Source organism: Rhizobium sp. R711, from assembly GCF_002211365.1.
Classification (GTDB): Bacteria; Pseudomonadota; Alphaproteobacteria; order Rhizobiales; family Rhizobiaceae; genus Rhizobium.
In genome coordinates this window covers 486,377-500,015 of sequence record NZ_LOKZ01000001.1, presented here as the reverse complement: position 1 = coordinate 500,015, position 13,639 = coordinate 486,377, and the positions used below count along the sequence as shown (strand labels likewise).

General features: G+C 58.0%; 13 protein-coding genes. 6 read left to right on the top strand and 7 right to left on the bottom strand.

Annotation, left to right across the window (positions count from 1 at the left end):
- Positions 1 to 27: 27 nt before the first annotated feature.
- The gene (locus ATY80_RS02340; RefSeq protein ID WP_245306740.1) at positions 28 to 1,818 is read left to right on the top strand and encodes an alpha/beta fold hydrolase; all 1,791 of its coding nucleotides are present in this window, start codon (positions 28 to 30) and stop codon (positions 1,816 to 1,818) included.
- Positions 1,819 to 2,095: 277 nt separating this feature from the next.
- Complete coding sequence (locus ATY80_RS02335; RefSeq protein WP_088690869.1) at positions 2,096 to 2,455, top strand: SPW repeat protein; 360 nt, start codon at positions 2,096 to 2,098, stop codon at positions 2,453 to 2,455.
- Positions 2,456 to 2,581: 126 nt separating this feature from the next.
- On the opposite strand, the gene ATY80_RS02330 is transcribed toward ATY80_RS02335, so the two are convergent.
- Positions 2,582 to 3,712 carry a calcium:proton antiporter gene (locus ATY80_RS02330; RefSeq protein ID WP_088690868.1) on the bottom strand — a complete coding sequence of 377 codons (1,131 nt, stop codon included), beginning with the start codon at positions 3,710 to 3,712 and terminating at the stop codon, positions 2,582 to 2,584.
- A gap of 355 nt (positions 3,713 to 4,067) precedes the next feature.
- Between ATY80_RS02330 and ATY80_RS02325 the strand changes: the two genes are divergently transcribed.
- Both ATY80_RS02325 and ATY80_RS02320 read left to right on the top strand, forming a co-directional pair.
- Complete coding sequence (locus ATY80_RS02325) at positions 4,068 to 4,514, top strand: SRPBCC family protein (RefSeq protein ID WP_088690867.1); 447 nt, start codon at positions 4,068 to 4,070, stop codon at positions 4,512 to 4,514.
- Between the two features lie 54 nt (positions 4,515 to 4,568).
- Complete coding sequence (locus tag ATY80_RS02320; RefSeq protein WP_088690866.1) at positions 4,569 to 5,627, top strand: adenylate/guanylate cyclase domain-containing protein; 1,059 nt, start codon at positions 4,569 to 4,571, stop codon at positions 5,625 to 5,627.
- A gap of 11 nt (positions 5,628 to 5,638) precedes the next feature.
- Here the strand turns inward: ATY80_RS02320 and ATY80_RS02315 are convergent, their stop codons facing one another.
- The 6 genes from ATY80_RS02315 to ATY80_RS02290 form a co-directional block, all read right to left on the bottom strand.
- The gene (locus ATY80_RS02315; RefSeq protein ID WP_088690865.1) at positions 5,639 to 6,076 is read right to left on the bottom strand and encodes a GFA family protein; all 438 of its coding nucleotides are present in this window, start codon (positions 6,074 to 6,076) and stop codon (positions 5,639 to 5,641) included.
- A 121-nt stretch (positions 6,077 to 6,197) separates the two neighbouring features.
- A complete protein-coding gene (locus tag ATY80_RS02310; RefSeq protein ID WP_088690864.1) occupies positions 6,198 to 6,776 on the bottom strand; it encodes a sugar transferase in 579 nt (192 codons plus the stop codon).
- Between the two features lie 43 nt (positions 6,777 to 6,819).
- On the bottom strand, positions 6,820 to 7,731 hold the full coding sequence (locus tag ATY80_RS02305; protein ID WP_088690863.1) for an NAD-dependent epimerase/dehydratase family protein: 912 nt from the start codon (positions 7,729 to 7,731) through the stop codon (positions 6,820 to 6,822).
- A 53-nt stretch (positions 7,732 to 7,784) separates the two neighbouring features.
- Positions 7,785 to 9,710, bottom strand: a complete 1,926-nt coding sequence (locus ATY80_RS02300) for a nucleoside-diphosphate sugar epimerase/dehydratase (protein ID WP_088690862.1) — start codon at positions 9,708 to 9,710, stop codon at positions 7,785 to 7,787.
- Between the two features lie 5 nt (positions 9,711 to 9,715).
- On the bottom strand, positions 9,716 to 11,008 hold the full coding sequence (locus tag ATY80_RS02295) for an O-antigen ligase family protein (protein ID WP_245306764.1): 1,293 nt from the start codon (positions 11,006 to 11,008) through the stop codon (positions 9,716 to 9,718).
- Positions 11,009 to 11,082: 74 nt separating this feature from the next.
- Positions 11,083 to 11,862, bottom strand: coding sequence for a glycosyltransferase family 25 protein (locus tag ATY80_RS02290; RefSeq protein WP_189637064.1), 780 nt, complete (start codon positions 11,860 to 11,862; stop codon positions 11,083 to 11,085).
- Positions 11,863 to 12,321: 459 nt separating this feature from the next.
- Between ATY80_RS02290 and ATY80_RS02285 the strand changes: the two genes are divergently transcribed.
- Together ATY80_RS02285 and ATY80_RS02280 are read left to right on the top strand one after the other, a co-directional pair.
- Positions 12,322 to 13,095: a DeoR/GlpR family DNA-binding transcription regulator gene (locus ATY80_RS02285; RefSeq protein WP_088690860.1), complete on the top strand. Its 774-nt coding sequence runs from the start codon at positions 12,322 to 12,324 to the stop codon at positions 13,093 to 13,095.
- A 51-nt stretch (positions 13,096 to 13,146) separates the two neighbouring features.
- Complete coding sequence (locus ATY80_RS02280; RefSeq protein ID WP_088690859.1) at positions 13,147 to 13,605, top strand: YbaK/EbsC family protein; 459 nt, start codon at positions 13,147 to 13,149, stop codon at positions 13,603 to 13,605.
- Positions 13,606 to 13,639 lie beyond the last annotated feature (34 nt).

Genomic DNA, 13,639 nt, shown 5'->3' with positions numbered 1-13,639 from the left:
GGCAAAACGGTGGTGAAACAGACGGCTATGAATCAGGAACATGGCAAGGCGCGCTTTGCCGCCCAGCCGATAGCCTTCGGGGCTAATCTTGGTCTGTTCACGCCAGCCGATCGTGACGCACCACAGAGCGATCTTGCGGTGCTTTTCCTCAACCCCTGGGGCATGGAGGAGATGTGTACGCGCAAATTCTACCGCATCCTGGCGGAACGGTTTTCAGACATCGGTGTTGCAAGCCTGCGCTTCGATTACCCTGGAACAGCAAATTCGCTCGATGACGCCGCAACCGAGCGCGGCCTTTCGGCCTGGTATGAGGTGATCGGAAAGGCGGCTGTCGAGCTCAAGATGCTTTCGGGCACCCGCAACGTGGTGTTCGTCGGTCAGGGCATTGGCGCGAGCCTTGCGCTCATGCAGGCGCACGTTGAGCCATCTCTTGCAGCAATTGCCCTTCTGGCGCCGGTCACGAAAGGGCGTGTCTATCTGCGTGAGCTTTCCCTGTTTTCGAGGCTCATCGACGATGGCCTCGCCATTAAGCCGGAGCTTCGCGACACCGCACCTGGATCGATCGCCGGATTACGCATGCCGCCGGCCGTTGCAGACGATATCAAGGCCATCGACCTTAACGGCCTCCAGATCAGCCGCACCCCCCCCGTTTTCCTCGCCGAGCGGCCAGGATTCGAGAGCGACACCACATTTCGCGACAAGCTGGAGGCTGCCGGCTGTAAGCTGCGCCCGACAGCGTTTGCGGGATATGATGCGCTCGTTTCCAACCCGCTGAACCAGACCATTCCCGATGCACTTGTCGATGAACTGATCGACTGGCTGCAATCGCTGCCCCACTATCTGGGTCGCAGTGCAGTGCCGGCAAAAAAGCCCAGCTCGACTGCATCGGTCCGACTGGGCGCAATTCGTGAAACTGCCGTTCGCTTCGGTCCAGATGATCGGCTGTACGGGGTCTTGTGTGAACCGACCGGTGGATCCGTCGGCGTCAGCGCCGTGATACTAACGACGGCTTACGATCATAGCGCCGGTTGGGCCCGTTCTGCAGTTGAGCTTGCACGCGAACTTGCGAAGGTTGGCGTCGCGTCCCTGCGCTTTGACAGCGCCGGTGTCGGGGACAGTCCACCGGTCCCGGCGCGGCGCAAACAGGTCCTCTACGACGAGGCTCAAATTGCTGATGTTGCAATCGCTCGCGACTACATGGATGGTCTCGCAGGCAGCCGACGCACTTTTCTTATCGGACGCTGCAGCGGCGCTTACGTTGCATTCAGAAGTACGGTCGACGATCAGCGCTGGGATGCCTGCCTGATTGTCAATCCGGTGGCTTTCCGCTGGCGTTTCAAAGGCTTGCCGAAAACCCTCAAAGCTTATTTCAAGAATGTGCTGGATCTCGAGACCGTTCGCCGTCTATGGGCCGGCGACGTGGATATCGGGGCGGTCACAAAGAATATCTCCATGCGTCTGATTGACAGGATGGCTGGCAGCCTCTCCCCCGTCTTTGCGCCGGCCAGGCCGCTCACGCAGCTCACAAGGCAGGTGCATGATGATTTTCATGCACTCGCCGATCGTGGCACGCAGCTGTCCATCATCTATACGGAGGGTGACGAGGGCCAGGAGATGTTCCGGGTCAACTTCGGGACCGCGGGCGAAAAACTGTCCGCTTACCCGAACGTGGAACTGCATCTCTTTCCTGACGCTGACCACAATCTGACGCCGCGCCCGGCGCGCGAAAGGCTGATCGAACTGGCAAAGCGACAAGCTCTTTCGCTGGCTCTTTTACTTGGCGAGGAGAAACGGGACAAACGCGCAGCCCGCGGCTGATCGGCGGCGTTGGGGCCGGCCGTGTACGACGGGTCAGTCGGTTCGGTGCGCGCCAGTTAGCTCGTCGTTTTGTCGCGGGAATAATATCCTTTAGATTGTCCATGGCCGCATGCTGCAACTTTTCCTGATGCAGCACCTTTGCCCGGCAGCAAACCGCAGATCGGAGCCTGAACTATTATCCGGTGACGTCTTGATTTAAGCCATACAGCTTACCAAATCATAGACTTAAGCGTGATGTTTCACGCGACGCCTAGTCGGCTTCAAATGGGAGGTCATCATGGCAATCACTCTGATGGAAGGAAGGAAAAGGCAGGATTGGGCTAACCTCATTCTGGCGGTTTGCTTGTTTGTCTCACCATGGATCATGGGGTTTGCGGCTGAAGCAATGCCGAGTTGGAACGCCTGGATCGTTGCCATTCTGCTTGGTGCGCTGGCCACAGCAGCATTGTCGGTATTTTCCGAATGGGAGGAATGGGCAAATCTCGTGCTCGGCCTCTGGCTGATCGCGTCGCCCTGGTTGCTCGGTTTTGCGGCCAGTGCGAGTGCGATGTGGACGGTTGTCGTAATCGGTATACTCGTTGCTGCCGTGTCACTGTGGGCGGTCTGGGACGTTCATCATCCGCACGCCCACGCCTGAGGCAGTCCATCGTCCGGCCGCGCGGCGGTGGGTATCTGAACTGAAACCCACCGCCCCGGTGATTGTGCGGCCTTAACGTGCGATCGGTGCTGATCGCGAAAGCATCGGGCGCGCGGTGATCAATCGTTAAACTTCAAAGATCAGCAGGACGTATGCCACGAACAGAACGAGGTGTACGGCACCTTGCATGAGATGCGTGCGGCCGCTCGCAAAGGTGATGATGCTGAGGGCCAGTGTCAGTACGAGCATCACAGTGTCGGTGCGCTCCAGTCCAAGCACGACGTGATGACCGGTTAGGTGGCTGATGACCAGCATCGCGGGCACAGTCAGTCCGATCGTGGACAGGACCGAGCCCAGGAAGATGTTGACCGACCGTTGCAGACGGTTGGCAACCGAGGCTCGCACGGCGCTGATTGCCTCCGGTGTCGCGACAAGGACAGCCATGATGACGCCGCCCAGTGCTGCCGGAGCACGAAGCGTCTCGATGAAATAATCGATTGGCGCGGCGAGCTGCTCGACCAGGAAGACGACGAGAGCCATATAGGCGACCAGCAACATCACTGGAAACCACAGGGGTCCTTCTGCGGTTTTGATGTGCTCTGCCGTTGCCTCCCCCGTATCATCGATGAAGAAGCCTTTGTGGCGGCCAGTCTGCAGGGTCAGGAACACGCCATAAAGACCAACGGATATGAAGGCGAGCACCGTTTGCTGAACGGTTGAATAGGGCGGCCCGTTTGTCGGATGTGTAAAATTCGGCATGATCATGCTGAGGGTTGCCAGAGGCACGATGACGCCCAGATAGGCGTTGGCGCCCTGCAGATTGTGGTGCTGCTCATGACGTCGCCAGCCACCAACCAGCAGGGACAGGCCGACCATGCCGTTAAGGATGATCATTACGACGGCAAAAAGAGTGTCGCGCACCAGCGTTGGGTTGTTTTCGCCATGTCGCATGACCGCCGTAATGGCCATCACCTCGATTGATGTGATTGCAAGCGTCAGAATGAGCGTCCCGTAAGGCTCTCCCAGTCGCTCCGCGAGGTGGTCGGCGTGACGCACGACTGACAATGCGCAACCAAGCACAATTGAAAAAAGCCAGGTAAAGATAGCCGAAAGCCATAGGGGATTTGACAGCAGTCCAAAGATCGCGTCGCTGAAAAGCAAGAACACGGCACTCGTCGCGATGCTGGCCGCAAGCAGCCATTCCCGGCGCAGGAGTTCCAACCTTACGCGTTGCGACAAGGCCACGACCGAGTTCATCCTTCAGTTCCTTGCGATCTCGTGGAAGAATACGCCACAACACGGCCCGGCGGTCTACTCCCCATCGTGAGATAGAGGGCGAGCGTGCCGCCTTCGGCCGACATGAAACCTTCACCTGAAAAGCCCAAGGCGTGCTTGTGATTGGGAAAGCGAGCATGACCACCTTACAGCGACTGGCGGCAGGAGCGGGCGTCAGGCGTTAAGCTGATGGCAACCTGCGGTCGAGTTGTCGACCCATTTTCACGAGATTGCGCCCTTGCTGAGGAAACTGTCATTCCTATCTCCTGTCATGGAGAGCTCTGAGAGGAGCGGTTGGTCCATCCGTTGTCATAGCATACAGTCGAAGGAGGAGTTGATGTCCGAGCCCCTTGTCGTCCACCGCGAGACGCATATCTCGGCGCCGCCTTCGGCGGTCTTTGCCTTGCTCACTGATCCGGAAAAGATTCTGCGCTGGATGGGAACCGAGGCACAAGTCGAGCCGCAGCCTGGAGGCCTTTACCTCGTCAATGTCACCGGTGCCCGATTTGCAAGAGGCTCCTTTCGCGAGGTTGTACCTGTCCACCGGCTTGCCTACAGCTTTGGATGGGATGGAAGCGAGATCGTCCCGCCCGGCTCAAGTCTTGTGGAAATCGACCTGATCGAAAAGCCGGACGGAACCCTGTTGCGCCTGACCCATAGCGGGCTGCCCAATGCCGAGCAATGTGCAGGCCACGCCGAAGGCTGGGAACATTATATCGGCAGATTGGCGCAATGCGCCGCTGGACGCGATCCCGGTCCAGATCGCTTTGCTGGTCGGACGTAGCGGAGCTTCGCGCTGGCCGATGACAGTTCACATTCGGAATGGCATGATCGAGGCATGGATCTGCCCACCGTAATCGCATGGCTGGTCGATGAAGCCGGCACATCACCCGATCCCGAAAGCTTTCTGGCTGAAATGGGACGTCGGCTGCTGGCGGATGGGTTACCGCTGGCCGGCGGCGCCCTGACGATTGCGGCGCCGCACCCGATCATCGCCCGCCGGACATGGTTGTGGCGGGTCGAAACCGGCGCCGTTATCGAGGCGCTAAGCTTTGTCGATACCGTGCCCACTCAGGCCGGGCATGAATGGCTGAGCGGGCTTGGGGCTGTTCACGAGGATAGAGTGGGGCTGGAGCTGGATGGTCCGGTGCTCGGATGGGCGGGAACACGTGCGTTTGCCCCTGACGAAATAGCCGAATTGCGCCTGGCCGCACGCTTTGCCGCTCCTTCCCTGGCGGCACTCGCGGCAAGGGCAGGATCAGCCGCGCTTCTCGAAGCCTATCTCGGCCGGCGGAGTGCTTCCCGGGTTCAGGCCGGTGCCCTATCCCGCGGCTTGGGCGAGACGATCAGCGCCGCGCTGCTGTGTGCAGATCTGCGAGATTTTACGGCGCTCTCTGAAGCGACAGAACCGGCGGTGATGATCACCACGCTCGACGCTTGGTTTGATCGGATCGCCGGTGCAGTGCACGCCTTCGGCGGAGAGGTGCTGAAGTTCATGGGGGATGGCGTGCTGGCGATTTTCCCTGTCACAAGCACGCCGGGGAGCGCCTGCGAGGCGGCACTGCGTGCGGCAGGCTCTGCTCGCGCGGGCATGATGCATCTCGATACCATTCGAAACGGCCAGGGATTGCCGTCATTGCCCTTTGGTGTGGCGCTTCATTTCGGGGAAATTCTTTGGGGCAATATTGGTGCTGCAGACCGGCTGGACTTCACCGCGATCGGGCCGGCGGTCAATCTGGTCAGCCGACTCGAGGGCTTGTGCAAACCTCTCGGACACACCGTATTATTGTCCGGCGCAGTCAAAGCGGAGGTCTCCGCGACCCTGGTTTTTCTGGGCAGGCACACCTTGAGGGGCATTGCCGAGCCCTGCGCCGTCTTTGCCTTGCCTGACAACTGAAAAGCCCTGGCCTAGAACAAAACATCAGCTACCTTGCGCGCATCGGGTGGCAGATCCTCGAAACTATGAAGACCATCAAAGCGTTGCAGGCGAATATCGCCCACCTCATCAGGTTCGGCGAGACGAAGGTTGACTGCAATTCTCGTCTGGCCGTTTTGGCTCGGCCTCAAGGCGCGCCAGCTGACGAGGTTACCGCAGTGACGACAGAAGTTGAAGGATAGCGCCCGTGAACCGCGAATATAAGCCGTGAGTGCATCAGACTTGTCCTCTACGTGAATTCCCTGGCCGTCGTACGCATAGGCCCACAAAACACCATAGCGCCGGCAGACAGTACAGTTGCAGATCGTCGCGTCAGGAATGGTGCCTCGAAACTCCCAGTGAACCGCTCCGCAATGACAAGAGCCCCGCGTTGTCATCGGCATGGGTTTTTGTACTTCCAAGGGCGCCATGGCAATTCTTTCTCCGCTACCCCTCATTGCTCATTCTTTTAACGCAGATGGCGCGGGCCCGATAGCGTCGTTGTCGACGTTCGGCTTTAAGGTTGGTGGCCGGCGCGATCTTGGGCTGGCTCTATTTTGCGGCAGCGTCTCCGGTGCCACGGCCTGCCAGAGTGCCAAGTACGAGAATAACATCCTGCCAAAAGCCAGCCTTTTGAATGTAGCGGGCATCGGCTTCTGCGAGAGCTTCAGGCGTTGACATGTCGATTCCCTGAAGCTGGGCCAGTCCGGTTATGCCGGGTCTTACCGAAAATACCTGACGTTTGCGCCGTGCAGCGATCACGTCATGTTGCGATGGCAGACACGGGCGAGGTCCAACAAAACTCATGTCGCCGCGCAAAACGTTGATCAATTGCGGCAATTCGTCGAGCTTGTATGTTCGCAGCTTCCGACCAAGCGGCGTGATCCAGGACGACGCGGCATCATGAGAGCCGACGTTGGGAGAGCCTGCGGCCATCGTTCGGAACTTGATGCAGACAAATGGCACCTCGCTCCTGCCCACGCGCTCCTGAAGAAAAAGCGCGCCGCCGGGGGATGATTTGCGCACAAGGAACACGAGGACAATGAAGACCGGAGAGAGAACGACAAGTCCGAGGCCTGCAGCGCAGATATCAAACAGTCGCTTCAGAAATCTGTTAAAGCCGTAGAGCATCGGGAGATTTGAGTTCCTAGATCAGAATTTGCCGGCCAAGCTCTCAAAACGAGCGCTTCAGGGCGGTCCGCATGTCAAGGGGCGGCGTCCAGTCCAATAACCCGCGTGTATGCGACATGTCCACCTCCAGCCAATCGGTAAGGCGGCTTACGAGGTCCCCTTTGCCAGTTGCCCTGCCCAGCAGATGCAGGATGGCAGGAGGACACGGAACCAGTCGTGGCGAACGGCCCATCGCAGCCGCGAGCCGCCTTAACAATTCGGGCGTCGAGACTGCCTCGTCGTCGCTTGCCAGCAATATCTGACCTGCTGCCGCCGGATGAAATGCTGCTGTCATGATGAGATCGGCAAGATTTTCCACATGTATCATGGATCGTCGATTGGCGATCGAGGCCACGGGCAGGGGAATCCCGCTTTGAAGGAGCTTCGTCAGAGCTCGGAAGCTTCCGACTGCTCCTCGTCCATAAACCAGCGTCGGACGAATGATGACGATCTCGATGCCAGATGTTCTGGAGAGCGCAATCAGTGCCTGTTCGGCTTCAAGCTTTGAGGCAGCGTATTCGCTCGCCGGATCCGGTAAATCGTGTGGAGTGAACGGACGCCCTTTGATCGATTGTTCTCCATTCACCTTGATGGTGCTGATGAAGACGAACCGTTTGACCCCCGAGGCGGCGGCTTGCCTGGCAAGGTTGATGGTCCCGTCGGTATTCACGTTTCTGAAAACGTCGGCCCCAACGCTTGCTGCATCGATGACGTTCTGGTTTGCCGCGGCGAGATGGATGACGCAATCAATGCCAGGCAAGGCGGCCGTCCAATCCGTTGCGCCATCAATCTCCCCGACGCAGGCACATCCTGGCTGAGCTGAACGGCAAGCGGCCCTATAGGCGACGTCACGGGTGCGAAGTACCTGCTGAAGATTTCGACCGACAAAGCCGGTTGCGCCGGTAACAAGGAGCATTTTTCAGCCCCGAACCGACGGCAATATGCAACCCAATTCCTTAGTGCAGGCCGTCATTGGGAGACGCCCTGGCGAAGGGAGACGAGATCGACCACTCCATCGAACGGGCGATAATCCTGCACAAGCTCGCTCAGGATGCGACGCAGCTCCTCCACATCTCCCCCGTCGGCCGCTGAGCCCAATTGCCGAAGTTTCGGCGCCAGAGTCTGCCAGGCGACAAATCGTTCCCGCGCACGCATTATCTTGGGATGTTCGGTCGGCTCGGGATTGTCGCCAATCAGCAATTCTTCGTACAGTTTCTCTCCCGGACGCAGGCCAGTCGTGACAATACTGATGTCGCCACCCGGATTTCGCTCGTCTTTGATGGTGAGGCCGGATAGCTCTACCATCCGACGAGCAAGATCGATAATCTTCACCGGTTCGCCCATGTCGAGAACGAAGACGTCGCCGCCCCTGGCCATGGACCCCGCCTGGATCACGAGTTCCGTTGCCTCCGGCACCGTCATGAAGTAGCGGATGATCTCGGGATGCGTCAGCGTAATGGGGCCGCCCTGGCGAATTTGTTGGCGGAACAAGGGAACAACCGATCCGGACGATCCCAATACGTTGCCAAATCGCACCATGGTGAGGACGGTTTTGGCGCCTTCTGCCGCCAATCCCTGGAGCGCCATTTCCGCCAGTCGCTTGGTCGCGCCCATGACATTGGTCGGCCTGACAGCCTTGTCCGTGCTGATCAGAATGAACCGTTCTGCGCCGGTATTGATCGCCGCTCGCGCCACCGCAGCAGTGCCAAAAACGTTTGTTTTCACCCCTTCGACTGGATTCTTTTCGACCAACGGCACATGCTTGTATGCTGCTGCGTGATAGACGGTGTTTGGCCGCCAGGTCTCCATGATCTTCTGAATACGAAGCTCGTCGCAAACGCTTGCAAGCAGGGGCACGATCTGCAGCCTGCTATCGGTGTTGGAGCCCAGCAGTTCGTTCTCAAGGGCGTAAAGCCCATATTCATTCTGATCGAGGATCAGCAACGCCGCCGGCTTCAGGCGTGCGAGCCCCCGGCAGAGTTCGCTGCCGATTGATCCGGCTGCGCCGGTTACCATGACCACCCGACCGCGAATGTTGCGTTCCAGCAGTGCCTGATCCGGGCGAACGGGCGCGCGGCCAAGCAGATCCTCGATGTCGAGTTCCTGCAGGTCCGTGAATTCTGCCTGACCGCCGGCCAGAGCATTCAAGTCGGGGACCGTGCGAACGGCCACACGGGCGCCACGAAGCTGCTCCAGGATTTCGTTGCGGCGCGACCGATCGATTTTAGGAAGAGCCAGGAGGATCGTGCGTACGTTGAGCCGCGCGGTCAGTTCAACGATTTTCTCGGGATCGTAGACCGTGGCGCCGCCGATGAGGCTTCCATGCAGGCTCTTGTCGTCGTCGAGATAGCCAACGACCTTGAAGTCAGCGCTGCCGCTGAGCGCGCCAGCGACCTGCCTGCCTCCGGATCCAGCACCATAGATAAGCATGTTGGTCTGCTTGTTCTGTCGCAGGATCCGCTTGTAGGCCTCACTCAGGAAATATCTCGCCATAAAGCGGGACAGACCAATAGCCAACAGCAACAGCAAGGGCTGCATAATGCCGATCGTGCGCGGTATTCCCGGGAAGCTGATGGCGGTAAAAATGACCATGAATGCAAGGCCATAAATCGTGATCGCCTTGATGACCGTGATGAACGCCGACCATCCGAGAAAGCGGAAGATTGCCCGGTAAAGCCCCATCGTGATGAAGATCGGCAGGGCAATAAGAAGCGACACCGGGATTGTGACAAGCTGCATCCCTGTAAGCGTCACCCAATCATTCAAGCGAAAGCAGAAGGCCAGCCAGATCGTCAGGATGCAAAGGCATGAATCGACCAGCAGCGCCAACACACGCTTGGCGGGCCGTGGCAAATCAAGAATGCTTCGAACGTACCTGTCGGAAACCGCTCGCATCGGTCCTATCCCTGCACGCGGGCGGTAACTGCTTCAGGCAAGCCGTCGGTGTGCAAAGATGCGTGACCGCTCTCGGCGACGGATCCTGAACGCAGCCTTATCGAACAGGCGAAACACGTCGCCGCAAACAGCAAGGCATAGCATTCGCCCAGAGCAAGCCGGTTATTCGAATTGCTGAGGATCGTGAAGGCGAAGTAGACTGCCAATGTCAGGTAGCACGCAAACGCACTCTTGCTGATTACGCCTTGGGATGAAGCCCGATAAACACGATAGATGGCCGAAACAACGATCAGCGCCAATATCGCGAGACCCGAAAAGCCATACCGGATGAGGATTTCGAGGTAACCATTGTGCATCAGCGTGTAAGTGACGCCGCGATAAGGGGTCGTTTGCCATAAGGTGAGCCACGAGTTGCCACTGCCGACCACCGGTGCGGCGGAGATAACGTCGATTGCATCGGCCCACAACTGCAACCGTTCGTCCAGGGACGCCGGCGTCTCTGGAGAGGCGATCGCATCATGCAGGACGCCTTCCACGGAGACGCCGCTGTCGAGCTGTCCAACGATCTCCACAACGGACGTGAATGTCGCGGCTCCGAAATGCGCCAGGTTGTCGCGAACCTCATAGATTCCCCAGGACAGCAGCAAAAGACCGCTGATGGCGGCGACGAGGACTGTCGTTCGCCGCAGATAGAAAAGCGTCGCGGCAGTCATCAGACCAACAGCCGGCAGCAGCGCCAACCAAACGCCCTTGGACTTGGCGCCGTAAATATTGAGAACCGCAAGACCGATCACCATCACGGCAATCGCCGAAACGATCGCTTTGATGCGTGCAGAACAGCCGATCTCCCATTGATGCAGGGCCCAATAAAAGGCTCCGATAAAGATAAAGCCGCATCCGACCGCTCCATGAATCGAATTATGGTGGAAAGCCGGGGAGATCCGCTCTCCTGCCAAGATCGTGGATAACGGCGTCGAGATGATCAACAAGATGAGCGCGCCGCAGAAGAAAGCCACCAGGATTGGCCTTATGAGATTCCAGCTCGTATGCAGCGCCACACCCATCGCAGGAAAGAAGATAGCAAAAGCGTACAGCCACTCCGAAGCGCCTTTTTCACCCTCTGCGATCAACCCGAAGAGAAATCTGAATAAGGCCAAGAAACCCCAGGCCACGCAGACGATCGCCAACCAGTCGTTCAACGATGCGCGTAGAGGCGCCCTACGAAGCGTAAGGGTGAAGACCATGAGCAGGATGGCAGCATATCGATAGACATCGCTTTCTATCAACGTGACTGACATCATCGCTAGCCATAAAATGGCGATGACGACGTCGAGGGTCGCCGACCTCGTCTGGCTGCGCAGTATCGATATTGTCATGAGAGTGCATACCTTATTCGGCGCGCATATTCGATCAAGCGAAGAAAATGCGTTCCCATCTTGCGGGCGCCTCGCAACTTCACCGCACGGTACTGAGCCCTGTTGGCGATCTGGCTCACGGCTGACCGCTCGGACAGCTCGACGATATTTTGCCGAACGGTATAGATGTTGATTCCAGTCTTCCATCCGCGCTCAAGCGTCATATCGAAGGGGAACTCAATATCGCCGGCGCTTTCAAGCAGCTTTCTCGCTCCCTCACGGGTGATCAGATAGCAAGCCGCAGAACCCTGGGGACCGTGCAGACAGCGCCCGACAACATCTCCATACTGCGAGATGGCGACCGTCCTGCACCATTTTGACCTGTGATTAAGCAACTTTACCACCTCGGCGGAGGGGACTGCTGTTAAGATCGCAGCTGCCCTCAGCGTGAAATCCTCACGCAATTCCACGTCATCTTCCATAATGATGGCGCTTTCGTAGCTGCTTGATAAAAACGTCTCCAATGCCTTGATATGAGCACGATAGCAGCCATATTCCCCAGGCAGCATCTGTCTGCCGTTTCGACGCAGAAATTCTTTCTCGTTAAACCCGGACCTCTGTGCTGCAGGAATCGAACGTCCGTCCACGCCTGGAACTCTGTCGATCTGCATCCCGGCAAGCGCTGCTTGCGACGAAACCTCCGCCCATCGCTTTGAAGAGCTGTCCATGTTGATCACATAGGCGCCGATCAACCGCTGCAACCGCTTCGTCCCTTTTGCCGTGTTCAATTGAAGCATCTGATCCGCGTCATTTGTGGCACTCTCTAGACCGTTATCTTGCCTTCTGGTTCCAAGGCCCTCAGGGAGACCGCAATACTCGACGGCTTGGACGGATCATATTTCCGCTCATTCTTATCTACAACATCTTCTGCGTGTGGATCCACAATTGTGGCGACAACGTCTCCCGCTTCGGCCAGTCCAAACGAAGAAGCGTATCGCACGCAGTTGCAAATTCAAACGCGGCTGTCTCCTATCTTCGTATCGACGCTTCTTGCAAGCATAATGTGTACCGGACGCTCAGATTCCGAATGGTTTTGCAGATCTGGTGCCGGCTGGTCGGGCGCCGGTTTGCGAACCAAATCGGGCCGCTCCCCAGACCGGAGACGTCGTCTTCCTTGAGACTGCTTGCGCAGGCGTGAACCTCTGTTTAGCATTCTCATTCGGCGAAACGAAACACAAACGAAAGACACCGGACTCATGTTCCTGAGCGACCGTCAAACCGAAATAGTCGCGATGGCCAAATCGAACGGCCGCGTTTTCGTCGAGGAGCTGGCTGGCCATTTCTCTGTCACACCGCAAACAATCCGAAAGGATCTGAATGATCTCTGTGACGCACAGATTTTGACACGGGTCCATGGCGGCGCCACATTTCCAAGTGGCACTGAGAATGTGAAATATGAGGCGAGACGCCAGATCGCGGCGATCGAAAAGCAGGCGATTGGTATCGCCGCAGCTGGGCTCATCCCCAACAATGCCTCGCTTTTCATCAATATCGGTACGACAACCGAGGCCGTCGGTGAGGCGCTGATGAACCATCACGAATTGATGGTCATTACCAACAACATCAACGTTGCCAATCGACTAAGGCTGCTTCCAGCGATTGAGGTCGTCATAGCCGGCGGCGTCGTGCGCGGCTCTGATGGTGGGATTGTTGGCGAGGCGGCCGTCGATTTCATCAGGCAATTCAAGGTGGACTACGCCGTTATCGGCGCATCCGCAATCGACGAGGACGGCGCGCTGCTCGACTATGACTTTCGCGAGGTGAAGGTCGCGCAAGCGATCATCGCCAATGCGCGGCACGTCATTCTGGTGGCCGATTCGACGAAGTTCGAGCGCACCGCGCCCGTCCGCATCGCGCAGCTTTCGCAGGTGCATACGTTCATCACCGACCGGTGCATGACGCCGTCGATCCGTCGCCTCTGTCAGGAAAACAGCGTGAAGTTGATCGAGACTGGATTAGCCGATGCATAGATGCCGCAATTTAGGGTTCAACTGCGTGCGATCCTGCGCTAGCTCTTGTCCATGACTCTAGAAACTGTTCGCGCGTTTTTGAGCGCACATGCTCCCGATATCGAAATTATCGAAACCGTTAAAAGCTCGTCGACGGTGGCGCTCGCTGCTGAGGCGCATGGGGTCGATCCCGCTCAGATCGCCAAGACGATCTGCCTGCGTGTCGGTGAAGAAACCATGCTGATCGTGGCCGGCGGCCTGGCGCGGCTCGACAACAGGAAATTCAAGCACACATTCGCAGGCAAGGCTCGGATGCTTGGGCCCGAAGAGGTCATGAAGGTTACAAGCCATCCCGTCGGTGGCGTTTGCCCCTTCGGATTGCCGACGACCTTGCCGATCTATTGCGACGTCTCACTGAAGCGATTCGATCAAGTCGTTCCGGCGGCCGGCTCCGCCAATTCGGCCGTTCGCATATCGACCGAACGCCTGGCCGAACTCACCTCGGCGACCTGGGTCGACGTCTGCCAGTAAAGATCGGCGCATCGCAAAGCTTCAATCCGGCAAA